This is a genomic window from Nocardia salmonicida NBRC 13393, from assembly GCF_001613085.1.
In the GTDB taxonomy this organism is placed as follows: domain Bacteria; phylum Actinomycetota; class Actinomycetes; order Mycobacteriales; family Mycobacteriaceae; genus Nocardia; species Nocardia salmonicida.
On the sequence record NZ_BDBR01000050.1, the window covers coordinates 29584 to 52689 of the forward strand.

Here is a 23106-nt window from a genome sequence, read left to right on the forward strand (position 1 = left end):
GTCCTCAACCTCTCGAACGGGAGCTGGCGACGTGCGCGTATTGCCTCATCGTGCAGGCAGCAGGCACGACGGCCGGCTCCTGGATTCTATGCGCCCATCGCCCCCGCCCGTGCATCGGCCCTCGTCGTCGGGGCCCCGCTCGCACCGGATCCGCTCCCGTCGAGGACGTCGGCGATCCGGGCGAGCGCGGCCTCGCCCGCCATCGCCCAGTGCGTGGCATCGATGCCGTGCCGGTGGACGGCGCCCTCGACAGCATCTGTCCAACTGGCCGCGCCGCGCGACCCGCTGGGGTCGTCGACAGTGGCGGCGAAGTAGACGAGGTCGCCGTCGAAGCGGCGCGGACGGTAGTCGTCGACCATCCGCATCGAGGCGGTGGCGGCGTCGATGATGCGGGCGATGCGGGCGCGGTCGAGGGCGGCCAGTGGTCCGCCGATGTTCGCGGCCGCGTCGGCGAGACCGTCGGTATCGAAGGCGAGATCATCACCGGCGAGGCCACCGAGCAGGTCGCCGACGGTGGGCATCGGGGTCTGTTCGGGTCCGTCGCCGAGCCAGCTGTCCATCATCGCCAGCTGTGCCACCTGCGCACCGTCGGCTTGCAGGCCGGTGGCGACGGCGTGGGCCAGCAGCCCACCCAGCGACCAGCCGAGCAGGTGGTAGGGCCCTTCGGGCTGTACTTCGCGGATGGCCGCGATGTAGCGCTGGGCCCAGTCGTCGATGCTGACGGGCAGCGGTTCGTCGGCGGTGAGGGCTGGCGACTGCAACCCGTAGATCGGGCGCTGCGGGTCGAGGTGGCGGGTGAGCCCGGCGAACGACCAGGACACACCACCCACGGGGTGGATGCAGAACAGTGGTGCGCCGGTGCCGCCCGCACGCAGCGGCAGCAGAACCGCGAACGCGTCGTCGGTCGAATCGACTTCGGCGCGTAGCCGTTCCACGACGACAGCGGGTGTGGGGTCGGTGAAGAACCACGCCACCGGCACCGCGCTGCCCAGCGCTTCACTCAGTCGCGAGGACAGCTGGACCGCGGTGAGGGAGTTGCCACCGAGGTCGAAGAAGTTGTCGTCCATGCCGATTCGATCCAGGTCGAGTACCCGGGCGAAAGCGCCCGCCACGAGTTGCTCGGTCTCGGTGATCGGCGCCCGGTAGGTGGCTTGGCGCAGTTCCGGTCGGGGCAGCGCGGCGCGGTCGAGCTTGCCGGACGTGTTGACCGGCAACGCGTCCAGCTCGAGCACCACCGTCGGCACCAGGTAGCCGGGCAATTCCGCGGCCAGCGCCGAACGCAGTGCCACCGCGTCGAAGCCCGAACTACCGTGTGCCGCGCCGACTCCGGCACCGTCGAACTCTTGACGACGTGCCATGACGACGTAGGCGACCAGCCGGTCGGCACCGACCCCGGCCACCACAGCGGCCGCGGCCTGCGCGACCCCCGGCTGACGCTGCATCGCGGCCTCCACCTCGCCGAGTTCGATGCGCTGACCGTTGAGCTTGACCTGGAGATCGCCACGGCCCACGTATTCCAATGTGGGAGAGTCGGTTCCACGCAGGCGCACGAGGTCGCCGGTGCGGTACATCCGAGCGCCGGGCGCACCGAACGGATCCGGCACGAACCGCTCCGCGGTGAGCTCGGCCGCCCCGACATACCCGTGCGCGAGCTGCACACCGCCGACATACAGTTCCCCGGTCACCCCGGGCAACACCGGCCGCAGCCGCGCATCGAGCACGTAGAGCCCGGTATTCCATACCGGCGCACCGATCGGCACCGTCACGACGTCGCCGTCTGTCACCACATGCGAACTCACCTGCACCGCGGTCTCGGTGGGCCCGTACAGGTTCACCACCTCCGCGCCGGTCAGCGCCCGCACCTGGTGCGCCAGCGCCGCGGGCAGTGCCTCGCCGCCCGCGAACACCCGCCGCAGCGGACCGCTGGCTCGATCGGTGTCGGCCAGGTCGGGGCGGACCTGCAGGTGCGCGATATAGGCCGCGAGCAGTGTCGGCGCGAACTGCACGGTGTCGATGCGGTGTTCGGTGACGAGTTCGGCCAGGTAGGCCGGATCACCGTGGCCGCCGGGCCGGGCGATGATCGTGCGCGCGCCCACCCGCTGCGGCAGCAGCAGTTCCCAGATCGAGGCGTCGAAGGTCGTCGGCGTCTTGTGCAGCACCGTGTCGCCGGCGGCGAACCCGAAACGCCGCGCCAGCCAGTCGAGTTGGTTGACGATCGCGCGATGCGGAACACCGACGCCCTTGGGCAGACCGGTGGACCCGGAGGTGAAGATCACGTACGCCGTGTGCTCCGGGAGCAAGGGCGACACGCGCTCGGCGTCGGCGATCGGCCCGACCGGGAAGCCCGCGAGATCGACGGTGTCGAGCGCGACCACATCGTGCCCGCGCACCGGGAGGTCGGCGGCATCACGGCTGGTGGTGAGCACGCACACCGGCTGCGCGATCCGCAGGATGCGGGTGATCCGCTCGGCCGGATGATCCGGATCGATCGGCACGTAGGTTCCACCCGCCGCCAGCACCGCGTACACGCCGACAAGCAGGTCGGCCGAGCGCCGAACTCCCACCGCCACCGCGTGATCCGGTCCGACACCGTATTCGATCAGATGACGGGCGAGCCGGTTCACTCGCGCCGCGAACTCGGCGTAGGTGAGAACGGTGTCGCCGTCGACGAGCGCGACAGCCTCCGGCGTCGCGGCGACCTGGCGGTCGAAGGCCGTCGGCAGAATGCCCGCCGCGTCGGCATGCGCGGTGTCGCACCAGGTCTCGAGCATCCGGCGGTCGTCGGCGGTGAGCAGATCGACATCGCCGACGATGACCTCCGGATTCGCCGTCACCGCGTCGAGCATCCGCACGTAGCCCTCGGCGATGCGAGCCGCGGTCGCGGCGTCGAACAGGTCGGTGGCGTAGGTCAGGCTCACCGCGCAGCCACCGTCGCCGGTGTCGGCGAGTACCAGGTCCAGGTCGAACTTGGCGACAGCGACGTCGGCTTGCAGTCCGGTCACGGTGAGGTCGGGCAGGACCACCTCGACCGGGCTCGCGGCCAGGTTCTGGAAGGCGAGCATCACCTGGAACAGGGGGCTGTGCGCGGTCGAGCGGTTCGGGTCGAGCACATCGACGAGCCGCTCGAACGGCACCTCCGCGTTCTCGAAGGCGTCCAGGTCCACCCGCCTGGCCTCGCGCAGCAGCGCGGTGAACGAGGCGCCGGGATCGACACCGGTTCGCAGCACCAGCGTGTTCACGAACATGCCGACGAGATCGTCGAGGGCCTGCTCACCGCGGCCCGCCACCGGTGTGCCGATCGCGATGTCGCCGGTGCCGCTCAGTCGTGCGAGCAACGCGGCCAGCGCGGCGTGGGCGACCATGAACTCGCTCCCGTCGGCACGACGAGCCACCTGACCCACCCGCTGCCATACCGTCGGCGGCACCACAGTGTCGACGCTCGCGCCGCGATGCGAGGCGACCGCCGGACGCGGCCGGTCGGCGGGGAGGTCGAGCAGTTCGGGCAGCCCGGCCAGTTCGCCGCGCCAGAATCGCAGCTGTCGTGCGGCGACCGACTCGGCGTCGTCCTCGCTGCCCAGCACCGCCCGCTGCCACAGCGTGTAGTCGGCGTACTGGACTTCCAGTGGCGCCCAACTGGGTTCGGCGCCCGCGCGGCGGGCGAGGTAGGCGGCGGTGGTGTCGCGCAGCAGCGGCCCGGCGGAGAAGCCGTCGGCGCTGATGTGATGAATCACCACGACCAGCACCACTTCGTCAGCGGTACAGCGCAGTACGCGCACCCGCACGGGCGGGGCGGCGGTGACATCGAATCCGCGCCCGATCTCGGCCGCGACGATCGCCGGTACCGCGATCGGATCGACCGTCTCCACCACCGGCGTCGGCACGAACTCCCACACCGCCTGATGCCCGATCCCATCGATCGCCGGGTAGGCCGTGCGCAGCACCTCGTGCCGGTCGAGCACATCGGTAACCGCGGCGGCCAGCGCGACGGCATCGACATCGCCGGTGAGCCGCACCGCGATCGGGATGTTGTAGGCGGCGGTGTCGGGATCGAGACGATTGAGCAGCCACATGCGCTGCTGGGCGGCCGACAGCGGAATCCGCGCGGGCCGCTCACCCGCTGTCAGCGCGATCCCCGCGCCACTGCCTGCCCGCACGGCGAGCGTGGCCGCCAGGTCGATGACCGTAGTGGCTTCGAACAGGGTCCGCACCGGCACCCGGGTCGACAGGGCCGCGCCGAGCCGGGCGGCGACCCTGGTCGCGATGAGCGAGTTGCCGCCGAGTTCGAAGAAGTCGTCGTCGAGACCGACCTGCTCGCGCCCGAGCACCTCACCGAACACCTCGGCCACCGCGCGCTGGGCCGTCGTGACCGGGGCACGGAACGGCCTCGCCACGAATTCCGGTGTGGGCAGGGCTTTCCGATCGAGCTTGCCGGACGTGTTGAGCGGGAACGCGTCGAGCACGACGATCACCGACGGCACCATGTACGACGGCAACACCGCGCCCACGGCAGACCGCAGCGCGACCGGATCCAGCTCGACGCCCGGCGTCGGCACCACATAGCCGACGAGCCGATCACCGGTGGCGCTCGCCGAGACCACCGCCGCCGCCTGACCGACCCCGTCCGATCCCCGCAACGCGGTCTCGATCTCACCGAGCTCGATGCGCTGACCGCGGAATTTCACCTGGAAGTCGATGCGCGCCAGGTAGACGAGCACGCCGTCGCGAGTCCAGCGCACCAGGTCGCCGGTGCGATACATGCGGGCGCCCGCCGTGCCACCGGACCCCGCGCCGGCGAAGGGGTCGGCGACGAAGCGATCCGCCGACAGGTCGGGCCGACCGAGGTAACCGCGAGCCAATTGCGCACCGGCCAGGTACAACTCACCGGCGACACCCGGAGCCACCGGCCGCAACCGCTCGTCGAGCACATAGACCCTGGTGTTCCACGCGGGCACACCGATCGGCACGGTCTGTCCGGTCGCGCCGTCGGCGGGCCAGGCGGTGACCGAGACGGCCGCTTCGGTGGGCCCGTACAGGTTGTGCACCGTGGCCGACGATTTCGCACGCAGCGCGCCGACCGCCTCCGGGGTGAGCGCCTCACCGATCGCGAAGACCAGCCGCAGACTGGCCAGCTGGTCGGCGTCGGCGTGGGCGGCGAACATCGCCAGCATCGACGGCACGAAGTCGACGACGGTGATCCGCTGCGCGGCGACGAGTTCGGCGAGATAGATCGGGTCGCGGTGCCCTTCGGGGGTGGCGAGCACCAGGGTCGCGCCCGCGGCAAGTGGGGCGAAGAACCCCCAGACCGACAGGTCGAAACCGGCCGCCGACTTCTGCAGGTACACGTCGTCACCGTCGAGCTGGTACTGCTCGATCAGCCATGCGATCTGGTTGTGGATCGCGGCGTGGCTCATCGCCACGCCCTTCGGCCTTCCGGTCGAGCCGGAGGTGAACAGTACGTAGGCCACGTTCGAATCCCGCAGCGGCGCACGGCGTTCGCCGTCCGCCACCGGGTGGCCGGGGTACCTGCCGGTGTCGATCTCGTCCACCGTGACAATTCGCTCGTCCGAGGAATCGCCGAACTCGTCCCCGCTGGTGGTCAGCACGAGCCGGGGGCGCGCGGTGTCGAGGATCTGGGCGATGCGGTCGGCCGGATGATCGGGATCGACGGGCACATAGGCGCCGCCCGCGGTGAGCACCGCGTAGATGGCGACGACGAGGTCGATCGAGCGCCGCATCGCCAGGGCGACGAGGACCTCGGGGCCGACGCCTTCGGCGATCAGGTGACGGGCCAGCCGGTTCACCCGGTCGTCGAACGCCGCGTAGGTCAGTTCCGTGCCCTCGAAGACCAGTGCCGGAGCAGCGGGATGCGCCGACACCTGGGCCCGGAAGGGCGTGAGCAGCGTTGCGGTGCGGTCGATTTCGTGCGCGGTGGCATTCCAGTCGTCGAGAATGCGGTGCCGTTCGGCGAGCTCGAGCACATCCAGGGAATCCAGCGGCGTGCGCGGGGTGGCGGCGACGGCGGCGAGCAGCCGTTCCAGGCGGGCACCGATCGTGATGGCGGTCTCGGTGTCGAAGACGTCGTGCGCGTAGGTGAGCACGCCCGTGACGCCGGCGGCGGTCCCGTCGGCCGCGTACTCGTCGCTGACGATGAGATGCAGATCGAACTGCGACAGCTCGTTCTCGGTGTCCAGCCCCGACACGGTGATCCCGGGCAGCGCCAATTCGGCACGCTCGAAGTTCTGGAACGAGAAGCCGACCTGGAACAGCGGATGCCGAGCGGTGGAGCGGGTCGGATCGAGCACCTCGACGAGGCGCTCGAACGGCACCTCGGTATTCGCGTACACCGCCACATCGGTGGCGCGCTGGCGAATCAGCAACTCCTCGAAGGACTCTCCCGCGCGCAGGCGAGTACGGAAGACCAGCGTGTTGACGAACATGCCGATCAGATCTTCGAGCGCGGCCTCACCACGCCCGGCGACCGGCGTACCGACCGTGATGTCGGCACTGCCCGAGAGCCGCCCGAGCAGCGCGGCGAACGCGGTGTGCACGACCATGAACAGCGTGGCCCCGGCGTCCCTGGCCAGTGCGCCGAGCCGAGCGTGGGTGTCGGCGTCCAGCCTCACCGGCACGGTCCCGCCGGCGAGGCTCCGCACGGCCGGGCGCGGCCGATCCAGCGGCAGCGCCAGCTCGTCGGGGAGGTCGGCGAGTTCGCCGCGCCAGAAGTCGAGCTGGCGGGCGGCCACCGATTCGGGATCGGCTTCGTCGCCGAGCACGGCCCGTTGCCACAGCGCGTAGTCGGCGTACTGCACCGGCAGTGGCGTCCACCGCGGTGCCGCACCGTCGCGGCGTGCGAGGTAGGCCGTCATGAGGTCACGCACCAGCGGCGGCACCGACGAGCCGTCGGCACTGATGTGGTGCACCACCATGGCCAGCACTGCCTCCTCGGCGCTGATCCGGTACAGCACCACCTGCCACGGCACACCCGCGGTGACATCGAAGGTGGTGGCGGCCAGCGCCGTCACCGCCCCCACGATCTCGGCCGCGTCGACATCGCGAATCCGCAGTGCGACACCGGCTTCGCCGACAGGCAGGATCCGCTGTTCCGGCCCGTCGGCGGTCTCGGGGTAGTAGGTCCGCAGTACTTCGTGCCGACCGACGAGGTCATCCACCGCGGCGGCGAGCGCGTCCAGGTCGAGCACGCCACCGAGTCGTACCGCGATCGGCACGTTGTACCCGGCCGAATCCGGATCGAACCGATTGAGGAACCACATGCGTTGCTGGGCGGGCGAGAGCGGAATCGAAGCAGGCCGCTCCCCCGCCGCCAGCGCCAGTCGGGCCGCGCCGCCGTCGGCATCGAGCACGGCGGCCAACGCGGCCACCCTCGGCGCCTCGAAGATCCGCGCCACCGGCACCTGCCGGTTCAACGCCGCCCCGAGGCGCGCGGCGACCCGGGTCGCGATCAGCGAGTTGCCGCCGAGATCGAAGAAGTCGTCGTCGGCGCCCACCAGTTCGACACCGAGCACCTCGGCGACGACTCCGGCCACCAGCTGCTCCGACGGCGTCGCCGGCGCACGGAATGCGCGAGCGACCGACTCCGGCGCGGGCAGTGCCCGCCGATCGAGCTTGCCGGAGGCATTGATCGGCAGCGCACCGAGGACGACGAACGCACTCGGCACCATGTAGGCCGGAAGTGCTTTCTGCAGAGACGCTTTCACCACGTCGAGGTCGATCGCCGCGATGCCGGGTGCGCTCGCGTCGTCATCGTCGGCTGACCCGCCGTCCCCCATCTGTTGCGCGGGGACGAGGTAGGCGGTGAGGTACTCGCCCGTGCCGTCGTCGCGGACGGTGACCACAGCACGGTCGACGGTGTCGAGCCCGGCGAGGACGGCCTCGATCTCGCCGAGTTCGATGCGCAGACCGCGAAGCTTCACCTGGAAGTCGTTGCGGCCCAGGTAATCCAGTTCACCCGAGCGGGTACGGACCACGAGGTCGCCGGTGCGGTACATGCGCTCGCCGGGGGCGCCGAGGGGATTGGCGACGAAGCGGTCGGCGGACAGGTCGGGGCGGCCGAGATAGCCGCGCGCCAGTTGGACACCGGCCAGGTACAGCTCGCCGGGCATGCCGACCGGAACGGGTCGCAGGCGCGCGTCGAGCACGTGCAGGGCGGTGTTGGCGACCGGGGCGCCGATCGGCACCGTCACGGTGTCGGCGTCGGTGACCTCGTGGAAGCTGACGTCGACGGCGGCCTCGGTGGGCCCGTACAGGTTGTGGACGGCGACACCGGGGATCAGTGCGCGCAGGCGCTGGGCGTCCGCGGCAGGCAACGCCTCGCCGGAGGCGAACACCTGCCGCAGCGAAACACAGTCGGCGGCGAGCGGTTCGGTGAGGAAGGCCGCCAGCATCGACGGCACGAAGTGGGCCACGCCGACTCCGGTGCGGGTGATGAGCTCGGCCAGATACGCCGGATCGCGGTGCCCGTCCGGGCGGGCGATCACCAAGGTGGCGCCGATCTGCAAGGGCCAGAACAGCTCCCACACCGAGACGTCGAAGGTGATCGGCGTCTTCTGCAATACGGTGCCCGCGGCGTCGAGCCGGTAGGCGTCCTGCATCCAGACCAGGCGGTTGACGATCGCGGTGTGGGTCACCGCCACGCCCTTGGGCTTGCCGGTCGAGCCGGAGGTGAACAGCACGTAGGCCAGGTCAGCGCCACGCAGGGGCCGGAGCCGATCGGCCTCGGCCACCGGGTCGGTAGCGAACCCGGACAGGTCGAGCGCGGCAGGCTCGACCACGCGCATGCCGGTGTCGGGGAAGTCGGCAGCTGCCAGCACACAGACCGGTGCCGCGGTCGCGAGAACATCGGCGATCCGGTCGGCCGGATGATCGGGGTCCAGCGGCAGGTACGCGGCGCCCGCGGCCTGCACGGCGTAGATCGCGACCAGCAGATCGATGCCGCGCCGCAGCCCGACACCGACAACAGCACCGGGTCCGACCTGCTCCGCGATCAACCACCGCGCCAAGCGGGCGACGCGAACAGCGAACTCGCCGTAGGTGATCGGCGTCCCTTCGAATTCGAGCGCCACGGCGTCGGGAGTACGCACGGCTTGCGCGGCGAACAGCGAGACAAGTGTCGCGTCGGCGTCCAGCGGGGCGGCGGTGTCGTTCCACGCCGCGAGTTGAGCGGTCTGTGCCGGATCCATGAGATCGATCTCGCCGACCGCCGTGCTGTCGTCGCCGACGACCGCGCTCAGCACCCGCACGAAGCGCGCGCCGAACTCGGCGACCGTGTCGTGATCGAACAGGTCGGTGGCATAGCGCAGCCATCCGCGCATCCCGGGTTCGCCTGCGGCGCCGACGATCTCGTTGATCGCCAGCGACAGATCGAACTGGGTGGTCGCCGCGGGCAGCGCGAACTCGTCGATCCGCAGCCCGGGCAGTTCGATGACGGTGTCCTCGCGATGCTCGAACGCCAGCATCACCTGCACGATCGGCGAATACGACGTGGAGCGCACCGGATTCAGCTCGTCGACGAGCCGCTCGAACGGTAGGTCCGCGTTCGCGAAGGCCCGCAGATCGGCCGCCCGCACCTCGGCGAGCAACTCGGCGAACCCGGCACCAGCATCGACCGCTGTCCGCAGCACGAGGGTGTTGACGAACATGCCGACGAGATCGTCGAGCGCGGCATCGGCGCGCCCGGCGACCGGCGTGCCGACGAGAACATCCGCGCCGGCGCCCTGACGAGACAGCAGCACCGCGAACGCCGCGTGCACCACCATGAAGGTGGACACCCCGTGGCGACGGGCCGTTGCCTCGATCCCGGCAACCACCTCGGCGGGCACATCGAACCCGACCGCGCCACCCGCACCGCCGCGCACAGCGGGCCGGGGCCGATCGGTCGCCAATTCGAGAGCCGGTGCGACCCCAGCCAATTCGTCGCGCCAGTGCGCCAGCTGGCGCGCCAGTCGCGACTCCGGTTCGGCGGCATCGCCGAGCACGGCGTGCTGCCAGAGGGTGAAGTCCGGATACTGCACCGGCAACGGCTCCCACACGGGGGCTGTCCCCGCGGCACGCGCGGCGTAGGCGGTGATCAGGTCGCGGGCCAGCGGCGTGGTCGACACACCGTCGGCGGCGATGTGATGCACAGCGAGCACCAGCACATGCTCGACCTCGTGCGAACCCGCGTGATCGACCGCAGCGGGGCGTGTCACCACGTCACCCGATCGGATGCTCGCAGGTTCGATGTGCGGAGCGCGACGCAGCAGCGCGGCGCGCAACGGGGGCTGGGTGGTCAGGTCGTAACCCTCGCCGATGATGGTGCGCACCGTGTCGGCCAGATCGGCCTCGGTGATCGCTCGCACGACGGTGGCGGGCAGCACCGCGTCGACGGGCAGCACCACCTGGGTCGGACCGTCGGCGTCGTCCGGGAAAACGGTGCGCAGTGATTCGTGCCGGTCGAGGACATCGGCGAGCGCCGCCCACAGGGCATCGGCGTCGAGATCGCCGGTCAGGCGCAGCGCGATCGGCAGGGTGTAGACGGCCGAGTCGGGGTCGATCCGGTTCAGCAACCACAGGCGAGTCTGCGCCAGCGACAGCGGGATTCGATCCGGGCGCGGTCGTACGACGGTCAGCGGGGGCGACTGCTCGAGGCCGGTGCCCGCACGCTCGGCGAGTCCGGCGACGGTCGGTGCGTCGAACACATCGCGCACGTCCAGCGCACTGCCGAGGGCCGCATTGGCTCGGGCCACCAGTCGCATCGCGAGCAGCGAATTGCCGCCGACGGCGAAGAAGTCATCGTTGGCACCGACGCGCGCCACCCCGAGCAACTCGCCGATCACACCGGCGAGCGCGGTCTGCGCACCCGGTCGCGGCGCCACGTATTCGGTGGTGGTGGACAGGTCGGCGGCGGGCAGGGCGGCGCGATCGAGCTTGCCCGCGGAGTTGAGCGGCACGGTATCGAGCACCACCAGGTGCGAGGGCACCATGTAGGCGGGTACCCGGCCCGCGACGTGCGCGCGCACCGCCACGATGTCGACGTCGCCCGCGACGTACCCGACCAGGCACTGGCGGCCCGCGTCGTCGGTGGCGGGCAGCACGGTCGCGTGGGTGACGCCGGGCGCGTCGCCGAGTGCGGCCTCGATCTCGCCCAGCTCGATCCGCAGACCGCGAATCTTTACCTGGAAGTCGTTGCGGCCCAGGTAGACCAGCGCGCCGTCGCGATCGCGGCGCACGAGGTCGCCGGTGCGGTACATGCGGGCACCGTCGACCCCGAACGGATCGGCGACGAAGCGGTCGGCGGTCAGGTCGGGCCTGCCGAGGTAGCCGCGCGCCAGCTGATCGCCCGCGAGGTACAGCTCGCCCGCGACGCCGCCGGGCACCAGGTGCAACCGTTCGTCGAGCACGTAGGCGCGCACATTCCAGGTCGGCTTGCCGATGGGCATCTCGGTCTGCTCGACCGGCGCGGAGATCTGCTGGTACGTGCTGGTGATCGCCACTTCGGTGGGGCCGTAGGTGTTGTGCAGCTCGCCGGGGATCGTGGCGAGCACGGTCGCCGCGAGCGGGGCGGGCAGTTCCTCGCCACCCACGTGCAGCATCCGCAGTCCGCTCAGCGCATCGCCGAGCCCTTCGGCCAGCATCGCGGCCAGCACCGACGGCACGATCTCCATGATGGTGACGGCCTGTTCACGGATCACTCGCGCCTGATACGCCAGGTCGAGGTGTCCGCCGGGCCGCAACAGCACCAGCGGGGCGCCGAGCAGGGCGGGGGCCAGCAGCTCCCAGAGCGAGACGTCGAAGGTGAGTGGCGCGCGCTGCAGGAAGCGGTCCGCCGCCGTCATGCCGTATTCACCACGCAGCCAGCAGATTTCGTTGACTATGGCACGATGCGAGATCAGCACACCCTTCGGTGTACCGGTGGAGCCGGAGGTGAACAGCACGTAGGCCGGATGCTCGGGGTGCAGCGGCGCAAGGCGTTCGGCATCGGTGAGCGGTGTTCCCGCGTCGGCGTCCGGCACCGATTCCTCGAGCTGTGCGACGGTCAGCACCGGGAACCCGGAACGCGACGCGGCAGCGAAATGCACCGAGGCCGTGGCGGATCGGATGCCGCTGTCCACATGGTCGAGGTCACCGGCGGACGCGACGACGACGAGTCGCGGGGTCGCGGTCGCTAGCACATGTCCGATACGTTCGGCGGGCAGTGTCGCATCGATCGGCACGTACACGCCACCGGCGGCGAGCACACCGTGCAGCACCACCAGCAGTTCGATGCCGCGCGGAACAGCCACGGCCACGGGTGTTTCCGGGCCGACTCCGCAATCGATCAGCCTGCGGGCGAAGCGGTTGGCCCTGGCGGCGAGCGCACCGTAGGTGATCTCGGCGCCTTCGAAGACCGCCGCGACGGCCTGTGGATCACGCGCGGCCGCCGCGTCGAGCAGGTGCGCGGCCAGCGGGGCGCACACGCCCAGCTCGGCCAGTGCGCCGTCGAGGGCGACCACGTCGCCGTGCGGACCTGTCGGCAGCGTGATCTCGTCGGTGTCCGGGAGCAGGGCGAGGTCACCGACAGCGGTCGTGGGTGCCGTGACCGCGTCTCGCAGTAGGCGCTCGAGCATGCCCACCATAGTCACGATGGTGTCGGCATCGAAAAGGTCGGTGGCGTAGCGGAGTTCGAGGTCGAGGCCGTCGGGCGCGCCGTCCGGGGCGAAGCGGTCGACGAAGGTGAAGTCCAGGTCGACCTCGATCGGCGCGTCCGGCAGGGTCAGCCCCGACAGCGTGAGGCCGGGCAGTTCGAACGCGGTCCTGCGCTGGTTCTGCAAGGCGAGCGAGATCTGATACAGCGGTGAGTAGCCCTGTGAGCGAGCGGGATTCAGCGCGTCGACCAGGCTCTCGAACGGCACATCGGCATTGTCGAAGGCATCGAGGTCGCCCGCGCGGACCTCGTCGAGCAGATCGCCGAAGCGGGTATCGGCGTCGACCCGCGCACGCAGCACGAGCGTGTTGACGAACATGCCGACGATATCGTCGAGCTCGCGATGACCGCGACCGGCCACAGGTGTGCCGACCACGATGTCGCCACCGGCCGAGAGCCGTGCCAGCAGGACCGACAGTCCCGCGTGCAGCACCATGAACGGGCTGGCGCGGTGTGCGCGAGCCAGTTCCTCGATGCCGCGATGCAGGTCGGCGTCGAGGGTCGTCGTGAAGGTGGCGCCCCGGTTGGAGGCGATCAGCGGCCTGCGCCGGTCGGCGGGCAGCGTCAGGACATCGGGCAGGCCCGCGAGCCGGTGTGTCCAGTAGTCGAGCTGGCGGGCCAGCGGGGCGTCCGGGTCGTCGGCGCTGCCGAGGCCCTCGGTCTGCCACAGCGCGTAGTCGGCGTAGTGCACGGCCAGCGCGGGCAGCTGCGGTTGCGCACCCGCCGCGCGGGCGGCGTAGGCGGTCACCAGATCGCGGGTGAGCGGGCCCATCGACCAGCCGTCGGCCGCGATGTGGTGCACGACGAGCACCAACACGTGCTCCGTCGCCGCCACCCGAAGCAGGGCGGCGCGCACCGGCACCTCGGTGGTGATCTCGAAACCACCGGCGAGGACGTCGACCACCGCCGCGGGGACGTCTTCGGCCTCGACCTCGGCGACAGCGAGGTCGGGCACGAACGCCGGCCCGACGAGCTGCGTTGCCTGCCCGTCGAATTCGGGATAGGTGGTGCGCAACGTCTCGTGCCGGGCGATCAGATCGCCCAGCGCGCCACGCAGCGCGGTGGTGTCGAGTTCGCCGCTGAGGCGGATCGCGACCGGAATGTGGTACGCGGCGGAGTCCGGATCGAAGCGGTGCAGGAACCACATCCGCTGCTGGGCGGGCGAGAGCGGGATCCGCTGGGGCCGTCGGCCCGCCGCGGGTCCCCGCCTGCTTCCCGTCCCGCGCAGCGCGTCCAGCCGCACGGCGAGTCCGTCGACGGTGCTCGCCTCGAACAGCTCCCGCACCGGCACCCGGGCATCGAGCGCGGCACCGAGCCGCGCCGCCACCTGGGTGGCCAGCAGGGAGTTGCCGCCGAGGGCGAAGAAGTCGTCGCCCGCACCGACGCGGTCGAGGTCGAGCACCCCGGCGAACGTCGCGGCGACGATCCGCTCGGTGGCGGTGGCGGGCTCGCGGTAATCGAGCTGCCCCGAATCCGGCGCGGGCAGTGCCCGACGATCGAGCTTGCCGGACGCGGTGACGGGCAACTCGTCGAGGAAGACGTAGGCACCCGGGACCATGTAGGAGGGCAGGGTCGCGGCGATCGCGGCGTCGAGGTCGGCGGTGGTGGGCGGTGCCGAAGAGTCGACGCCGACGACGTAGGCGACGAGCTGATCGGGCCTGCCTTCGTTCGAGCGGACCAGGACGGCGACCCGACCGACGCCCGGAACCGAGGCGATCGCCGCTTCGATCTCGGCGGGCTCGATGCGCAGGCCGCGCAGTTTCACCTGGAAGTCGGTGCGGCCCAGGTAGTGCAGCGCCGGGCCGTCGGGACCGGTGCGCCAGGTGACCAGGTCGCCGGTGCGGTACAGGCGTTCGCCGGTGCCGTGGGGGTCGGCGACGAAGCGTTCCGCGGTGAGGTCGGTGCGGCCGTGGTAACCGTCGGCGAGCTGCGAGCCCGCCACATACAGCTCACCCGGGACACCGGCCGGGACGGGGTGCAGGCGCGAATCCAACACGTACACGCGGGTATCGGCGACCGGTGCGCCGATCGGCACCACGGCACTCTGCTCGTCACCGGCCTCGTGTGTGGTGACCTGGATGGCGGTCTCGGTGGGTCCGTACAGGTTGACCACGGTCGCGCCGGTGCTCGTGCGCACCCGTCGCGCCAGGTCGGTCGGCAGCGCCTCCCCACCCGCGAAGACCAGTCGCAGCGAATCCGCCTGCGCGCAAGCCGGTTCCGCCGCCACGGCGGCGAGCACGGACGGCACATACTGGACGACGCTCACCCCATGGCGCACGGTGGCCGCCGCCAGGTACCCCGGATCACGATGCCCGTCGGCGGTGGCGAGCACCAGCCGCGCCCCGACGTGCAAGGGCCACAGCAGTTCCCACACCGACGCGTCGAAGGTGAAGGGCGTCTTCTGCAGCACCACGTCGTCGGCGCCGAGCGGGTAGGCACGCTGCAACCACCGCAACTGGTTCACGACGGCCTTGTGCGGTACTGCCACACCCTTCGGCCTGCCGGTGGAACCCGAGGTGAACAGCACATAGGCGAGGTGCTCGGGACGCAGCGGGACCACTCGCTCGTCATCGGTGATCGGATCACCGGACAGTCCCGACAGGTCGAGCGCGTCGACCTCCAACACCAACTCCCCTGAAGCCACACCACTTCCGGCAACGGTCAGCACACAGACCGGTGCCGTCTGCGCCAGCACATACGCGGTCCGCTCGGCCGGATGATCCGGATCCACCGGCACATACCCGGCTCCGGCCGCGAGGACAGCGTGCACGGCGACCAACTGCTCCGCGCCACGGCGCATCGCGACCGCGACCAGCGAGCCGGGGCCCGCCCCGAGCCCGATCAGATGACGGGCCAGTCGTGCGACGCGCGCACCGAACTCCGCGTACGAAAGCTCCACTGCGGACAGGGAATCGACAGCGGAACGCAGCGACACCTCTGGCGCCGCACCCCCGGCACGGTGTGCGGCGATGGCATCGGCTGCCGCGTGTTCGAGCCGGGAGATCGCGCTCGAGGACACCTCGCTTCCGAGGGGCGCGCCATCCGCGGTCACCCGAGCATCGAGCGCGTGCGCCGCTGTCGGCACGTCATCGGCCGCGGTGGGGTCCGTGTCGACGACCACGGCGATCGCGTGGGGCGTTGCGACAGCTTGCTCAGCGAGAAGCGAGGCGAGCGTCGCGGCGTGGTCGGTCTCGGTGGCGGTGTCGTTCCACGTGGTCAGGAGTTGGGTCTGCTCGACCGCGTCGAGGAAGTCGAGGTCGCCGACAGGGAGGGCCGGGTCGGCGAGGACCGCGGTGAGAACACGGAGCAGACGGGTGGCGAAACCGGCGACGGTGGCGGCGTCGAACAGGTCGGTGGCGTACAGGAACGCGCCGGAAATGCCCGTGGGAGTGCCGTTCTCGTCGCGGTGCTCGGTGAGGGTGAGCTCGAGGTCGAACTTGGCGACGCCGGTGGGCAGGTCGAAGCCCGCGACAGTGAGACCGGGGAGGGCGAGTGCGCTCGGGGTGTCCTCGTTGAGCGACAGCATCACCTGGAACAGCGGGTTGCGGGCGGTGGAGCGGACCGGATCGAGGATCTCGACGAGGCGCTCGAACGGCACGTCGGCATGGCCGAAGGCGGCGAGGTCGGTTTCGCGGACCTGGGCGATCAGCTCGGTGAACGAGGTCGCGGGCGTCACGTCGGCGCGCAGGACGAGGGTGTTGACGAACATGCCGACCAGATCGTCGAGCGCGCGTTCGCCACGCCCCGACACTGGTGTGCCGATCGCGATATCGGTCGTCGCCGACAACCGCGCCAGCAGCACCGCGAACACCGCGTGCGCCGCCATGAAGACCGTAATGCCCTGCGCCCGGGCGAATTCGGCCAGTGCGCGATGGGTTTCGCCATCGATCTCGACGCTGTGCATCGCACCACGCCGGGAGGCGATCGCGGGCCGGGTCCGGTCGGTGGGCAGGTCCAGCTGCTCGGGCACGCCTGCCAGCGCGGCACGCCAGAACGAGAGCTGCTTCGCCACAAGAGATTCCGGATCGGCCGCGTCACCGAGCACCGCGTGCTGCCACACGGCGTAGTCGGCGTATTGCACGTCCAACGGCGCCCAGCCCGGGTGCTCACCGACGGCTCGCGCACCGTAGGCCGTGAGCACGTCCCGGATCAGCGGTCCGAACGAGAAACCGTCGGCCGCGATGTGATGCAACACGATGACCAGCACATACTCCGCGCCAGCGGAGCCCGCCAGACGATCGACGTCGGGTTCCGACGAATCCGCCGGCGCTGCCGCAGTGTTCGCGGCCACGCGGAGCAGGGTCGCGCGAATCGGGGCGTCGACGGTGAGGTCGAAGCCGATGGACGCGAAGGTGCGTACGGCGTCGGGCACCTCGGCCGCGCCCACGATTCGGGGGTGAACCTCGGGAACGAGCCCGACCGCCGGAAGGATCTCGGCGACGGCGTTGCCGTCGAGTTCCGGGTAGCGGGTGCGCAGGACCTCGTGCCGATCCAGCACGTCGACGATCGCGGCCTGGAGGGCGGCGATGTCGAGCGCACCGGTGAGCCGGACCGCGATCGGGATGTTGTCGGTGGCCGACCCGGGGTCGAAGCGGTTGAGGAACCACATGCGCTGCTGGGCGGGCGAGAGCGGAACGGGATCGGGGCGCGGTCCTGCCACCAGCGCGGGGCCGGTGCCGGTGCCACGCAGACGGTCGGCCGCCGCGGCCAACGCCAGCACCGTCGTGGTGTCGAAGAGCTGACGGATCGGGATACGGATGTCGAGGTCGGTGCCGATGCGGGCCATCACTCGGGTGGCGAGTAGCGAGTTGCCGCCCAGATCGAAGAAATCGTCGTCGCGGCCGACCCGGTCCAGCCCGAGCACCTCGGCGAACGCGGCGGCCACCACCTGCTCGGCCACGGTTTCCGGCGCCCGGTAGGCAACCGTTTCGAAGACCGGCGCGGGCAGCGCGGCCCGGTCGAGCTTGCCGACCGGGGTCAGCGGCACGGCATCGAGGGCGACGATCGCGGCGGGCACCATGTGCGCGGGCAGGTGCGCGGCGGTGTGCGCGAGGAGGGTCGCGGTGTCGATCGTGGCACCGGCGACGGGCACCACGTGGGACACGAGCAGGGTCGCGCCCGCGTCGGTCCGGTGGCCGATGGTGGCGGCGAAGTCCACCGAGGGATGGCGGGCGAGAACCGCGTCGATCTCACCGAGCTCGATCCGGAAACCGCGCACCTTCACCTGGAAGTCGTTGCGGCCCAGGTACTCCAGATCGAACGAGTTCTCGCGCCGCACCCAGCGGACGGTGTCGCCGGTGCGGTACATCCGCTCACCGGGAGCGCCGAAGGGATTGGTGACGAACCGTCCGGCGGTCAGCGCGGGCCTGCGGTGGTACCCGCGCGCCAGCTGCGCACCGGCGATGTACAGCTCGCCGACCACCCCGGCCGGCACCGGTCGCAGCCGCTCGTCGAGCACCAACTCGGTCGTGCCCTCCACCGGCGCGCCGAGGGTGACCGGCGTTGTCGCACCGAGAGGTTCGCTGATGTTGGTGACGATGGTCGTCTCGGTCGGACCGTAACCGTTGCGGAAGATCAGACCCGGGATCGCGGCCGTCCAGCGTGCCACCAGTTCCACGGGACACGCCTCACCACCGACCACCACCACGCGCAGCTCGTCGAGCCCGTCCGGGTTCACCGTCGCCAACGCCGAGGGCGTGATGACCACATGGGTCACCCGCTCGACCCGCAACAGTTCTCCCAGCTCGGCCCCACCGAACACCCCGGCGGGCGCGACAACCATCGTCGACCCCTCGGTCACCGTCAGCAGCAGCTCGGCCACGGAGATATCGAACGACGGCGACGCCACATGCAACACGCGCGCATCGGCGGCGGCCAGGTAGCGCCCGGCCTGCACGGGCAGATACGCCGCGACCGCGCCGTGCGGAATCACCACGCCCTTGGGCAGACCGGTGGTGCCGGAGGTGTAGATGACGTAGGCGGGATCCAGCGGATCCACCGCTCGACCGGCTGCGGCGCTACCGGTCGTCGCCGCGGCGGAACCGAGACCATCGAGCGCGAGCCAGTTCACCGTGCTGGGCAAGTCTGCCGACACGGCCTCGATCGTGATGCCCGCCGCCGCACCGGAATCGGAGAGCATGTGCGCGATGCGATCGGCAGGATAGTTCGGGTCCACCGGGAGGAAGCCCGCGCCGGACTTCACGACGGCCCAGATCGCGGTGACCGAGTCGGCAGAACGCGGAATGCTCACGGCGACAACGTCGCCCGCACCGATGCCGAGATCGGTGAGCCGGGCGGCCAGGCGGGTGGATGCGGCGTCGAGCTCGCCGTAGGTCAGGGTGCGGGCGCCGTCGCGGATGGCGATCGCGGTGGGGTCGGCGGCGGCACGGGCGAGCACCTGCGGCAGCAGCGGGGCCGGGGTGGACGGGCCGCCGGTGCGCGCGGTGAGCTCGGCGAGTTCGGTGTCGATCAGCAGGGGCAGATCGGCGACGGGGGTCTGCGGAGCGGCGGCGATCGCGGTGAGCAGTCCGGTGAAGCGCGACATCATGCGCGTGACGGTCGGCTCGTCGAACAGATCTGTGGCGTAGGAGAATTCGCCGGACAGACCCATGGCCGGGGAATCACGCAGGGTCAGCGAGAGATCGAACTTCTCGATGTCGTAAGGCATTTCGACGGCGGCAGCGCGCAGACCGGGCAGTTCGAAGGTCGTCGGCGGCAGGTTCTGCAGCGACAGCGCCACCTGGAACAGCGGATGGCGACCGGCCGAACGCGACGGCGCGAGCACCTCCACGAGCCGCTCGAACGGCAGAGTGGTGTGGTCGAAGGCGGCGAGGTCCCCGGTGCGGACACGGCCGAGCAGCTCGGCGAACGGTTCGGCGCCACGCACCTGGGTGCGCAGCACGGCGGTGTTGACGAACATGCCGATGACGTCGTCGAGTTCGGCGGCGCCGCGTCCGGCGACCGGCGTGCCGATCGCCACGTCCGCAGTGCCCGACAGGCGTGCGATCAGTACCGACAACGCCGCGTGCAGCACCATGAACAGGGTCGCGCCCTGTTCTGCGGCAACAGCGTTCAGCGCCGCGACCACCTCGGCATCGAGCTCGAACGAGACCCGGCGCCCGTGCATAGACGCCGTGGCGGGGCGCGGCCGATCGGTCGGCAGGCTCGACTCGTCCGGCAGCCCGGCCAGCGAGTCCCGCCAGAACGCGATCTCGCGCCCGGCTCGGGAGTCGGCATCGGTTTCCTCGCCGAGGAGCGCACGCTGCCACAGGGTGTAGTCGGCGTACTGCACCGGCAACGGCGCCCACTGCGGCGCCGTGCCTTCGGTACGCGCGTAGTAGGCAGCCATCGTGTCGCGCACCAACGGACCGGCCGACCAGCCGTCGGAGGCGATGTGGTGCACCACCAGCACCAACACGTGATCGCCGTCGACCTCGAACAGCCGCACGCGCACGGGGGGCGCGGCGACGACATCGAACCCACGCAGGATCACCTCGGCCAAGACGCCGGGGAGTTCCCCAGCGCTGATGCCGACGGGGTCGAGCAGTTCGGCAGCGAGCGATTCGAGCGCCTCTGCGACAGGGAGGACGACCTGCGTCCCCACCCCGTCGATCTCGGGATACACCGTGCGCAGCACCTCGTGCCGCACGATCAGATCACCGACCGCCGCCCGCAGCGCGTCCTGATCCAGCACACCCGACAACCGCACCGCGATCGGAATGTTGTACGCACCGGTCTCCGGATCGAACCGGTTCAGGAACCACATCCGCTGCTGCGCGGGCGAGAGCGGCACCACCGCCGGACGCGGCCCCGCGACGAGCGCGGGCCGGTCGTCGGCCACGCCGTCCTCGACCAACTTCGCCAGCACCGCGACGGTCGGGCTGTCGAAGAAGTCGCGAACATTCACCCGCACACCGAAATTCGCCTGCAACCGGCCGATCGCACGGGTGGCGATCAGCGAGTTGCCGCCGAGGCGGAAGAAGTCGTCGTCCAACCCGACGGTCTCCACATCGAGCAGCTCGGCGAACAACGCGGCGACAGCACGTTCGGCCGCGGTACGCGGCTCCCGGAACTCAGCGGCGGAAACCCGGAAATCGGGCTCCGGCAGGGCTTTCCGATCCAGCTTGCCGCTGGCATTGGTCGGCATCGCGTCCAACTGCACCAGTAGCGAGGGCACCATGTACTCGGGCATCGACGACTTGGCGTGTGCGACCAACTCGGCCTCTTCGAGTTCCGCCCCGTCGACGCTCACCACATAGCCGACCAGCGCCTCACCGGCGGCATGCCGATGCAGCACCACCGCGGCATTGCCGACCCGAGGATGCGTGGCCAGCACGGCCTCGATCTCCCCCAGCTCGATCCGCAAGCCACGCAGTTTCACCTGGAAGTCGGTGCGCCCCAGGTATTCCAGCTCACCGCGCGACTCCCGCACCAGGTCACCGGTGCGATACATGCGCTCACCGGCCACGTCGTACGGATTCGCCACGAAACGATCAGCGGTCAGTCCGGGCCGCGCGACATAGCCGCGAGCCAGCTGGATACCGGAGAGGTACAGCTCGCCGACGACGCCGACCGGCACCCGATCGAGATTCTCGTCGAGCACCAGCAGCCCGGTGTGATCGGCCGGACCGCCGATCGGCACCGACACCTCGTCCGCCGCGGTCACCTCGTGCGCGGTGACGTCGACAGCCGCCTCGGTGGGCCCGTACAGGTTGTGCAGCGCGGTCGACGACAGTGCGCGCAGCCGCGCGGCGGTAGCGGCGGGCAGCGCCTCGCCCGAGGCGAACACCATCCGCAACGACGACAGATCCACGTCGGGGCCCAATTCACCGACGAACGCGGCCAGCATCGACGGCACGAAGTGCGTCACCGTGGCCCGGTGCTGAGCGATCAACGCCGCCAGATACGCGGGATCACCGTGGCGACCCGGCTCGACGATAACGAGCCGAGCACCGACCTGCAGAGGCCAGAACAGCTCCCACAGCGACACATCGAAGGTGTAGGGCGTCTTCTGCAACACCACATCGGTATCGGTCATGCCGTAGCGGCGCTGCCGCCACACCAGGTTCGCCACGATCGCGCCGTGGGTCACGGCCACACCCTTCGGGCGGCCGGTGGAACCCGAGGTGAAGATGACGTAGGCCGTATTGCCGGCTCGCACCCCGGACACGACCTCACCGGGCACCGCGTCCCAGTCGATGTCATCGGTGCGCAGCGACGGTGCGCCGTTCAGATCCGGCTCATCGCCGACTCTCGTCACGACCACCACCGGCCGCGCCACCTCGAGCACATAGTGCAACCGGTCCACCGGATGATCGGGGTCGAGCGGCACATACGCGCCGCCCGCGTGCACGATCGCGTGCACGGCGACGATCAACTCGACGCTGCGTCGCAGCGCCACCCCGACCAGCGTCTCTGGCCCGACACCCAACTCGACCAGCCGCGCCGCCAGCACCCGCACCCTGGCATCGAATTCCGCATAGGTCAGCACCTCGTCACCGAACTGCACCGCGACCCGATCGGGCGTGCGAGCGACCTGCGCGGTGAACCGATCGACCAGCGTCGCGGCGGCCGACGGTTCCATCCCCAGCGCTGCCATCGCATCGCCCGCGAGCGCATCGAGCAGTGCGCCGAAGGCCCCGTCGGCGGCATCGACCACGCCGGGGAACAACTCGGCGAGCACCACCTGCACGAGCGTGTCCGTATCCAGCGCCCCACCGGTGAGCTCGGCCATCAGCGTGAGCTGGACATCGAGATCGGCATAGGACACCGCGGCGCCATCGAACTCGACCGCGATCCGCGCCGGATCCATCGCCGCGACCGTCGCCACCAGCGCTGCCAGCTGTTCTGTTTCCGCGCGCGCCGGAGTGGGGTTGGTCATCGCACACTGCCTTCCATTACCGACCGCGGGCAACGCCACACGGCCGCACAAACTCTCGGAACTCCCCGGCTCACACGGGGTGAGGTGGATCGGCGCGGGGGGCGGCCAACCTCGGGCACCCTGCCCGAAATCCACCCACTCACACCGGATTCAGTGCGATCGGCTATGACACGATCGCGGCAATCCGGCTCGCCACCACGCAACCAGCAATGACTCGGTTATCTCCCGACCTCCATCGTCGACCCCGACACCTGAACCACGCGTCCGAACACGAGCAGAAGCGTATTCGTTTCAGTAATAAACCGGACCGGATTCAGTCAAAATAACGCCTGGGAGACTCACTTTTCGACGCTGAGAACGGTCCAGCGATCCGACCGCGTACGCCGAGCCGACAGCGGTCGGACGCACTGCTCGATGAGCGGCATCACGGCTGTCGACACAGGTTCTTACTGTGTCCAGACACACTAGGCGAGGCAACGTTGCATCACCGTTGCATCTTCGTGATCCAGATCACGAGCACGATGCGGCGCCCGGAAACGACAAAACC

The 23106-nt window shown here is 70.4% G+C and carries 1 protein-coding gene; it reads right to left on the reverse strand.

Annotated features, from left to right (window positions below; genetic code table 11):
- Positions 1–86 precede the first annotated feature (86 nt).
- Positions 87–22559 carry a non-ribosomal peptide synthetase gene (locus NS1_RS33795; RefSeq protein WP_062991098.1) on the reverse strand — a complete coding sequence of 7491 codons (22473 nt, stop codon included), beginning with the start codon at positions 22557–22559 and terminating at the stop codon, positions 87–89.
- Positions 22560–23106 lie beyond the last annotated feature (547 nt).

Coding starts and splice junctions, on each gene's coding strand:
- NS1_RS33795 (WP_062991098.1), bottom strand. CDS start 22,559: ATGACCAACCCCACTCCGGCGCGCGCGGAAACAGAACAGCTGGCAGCG.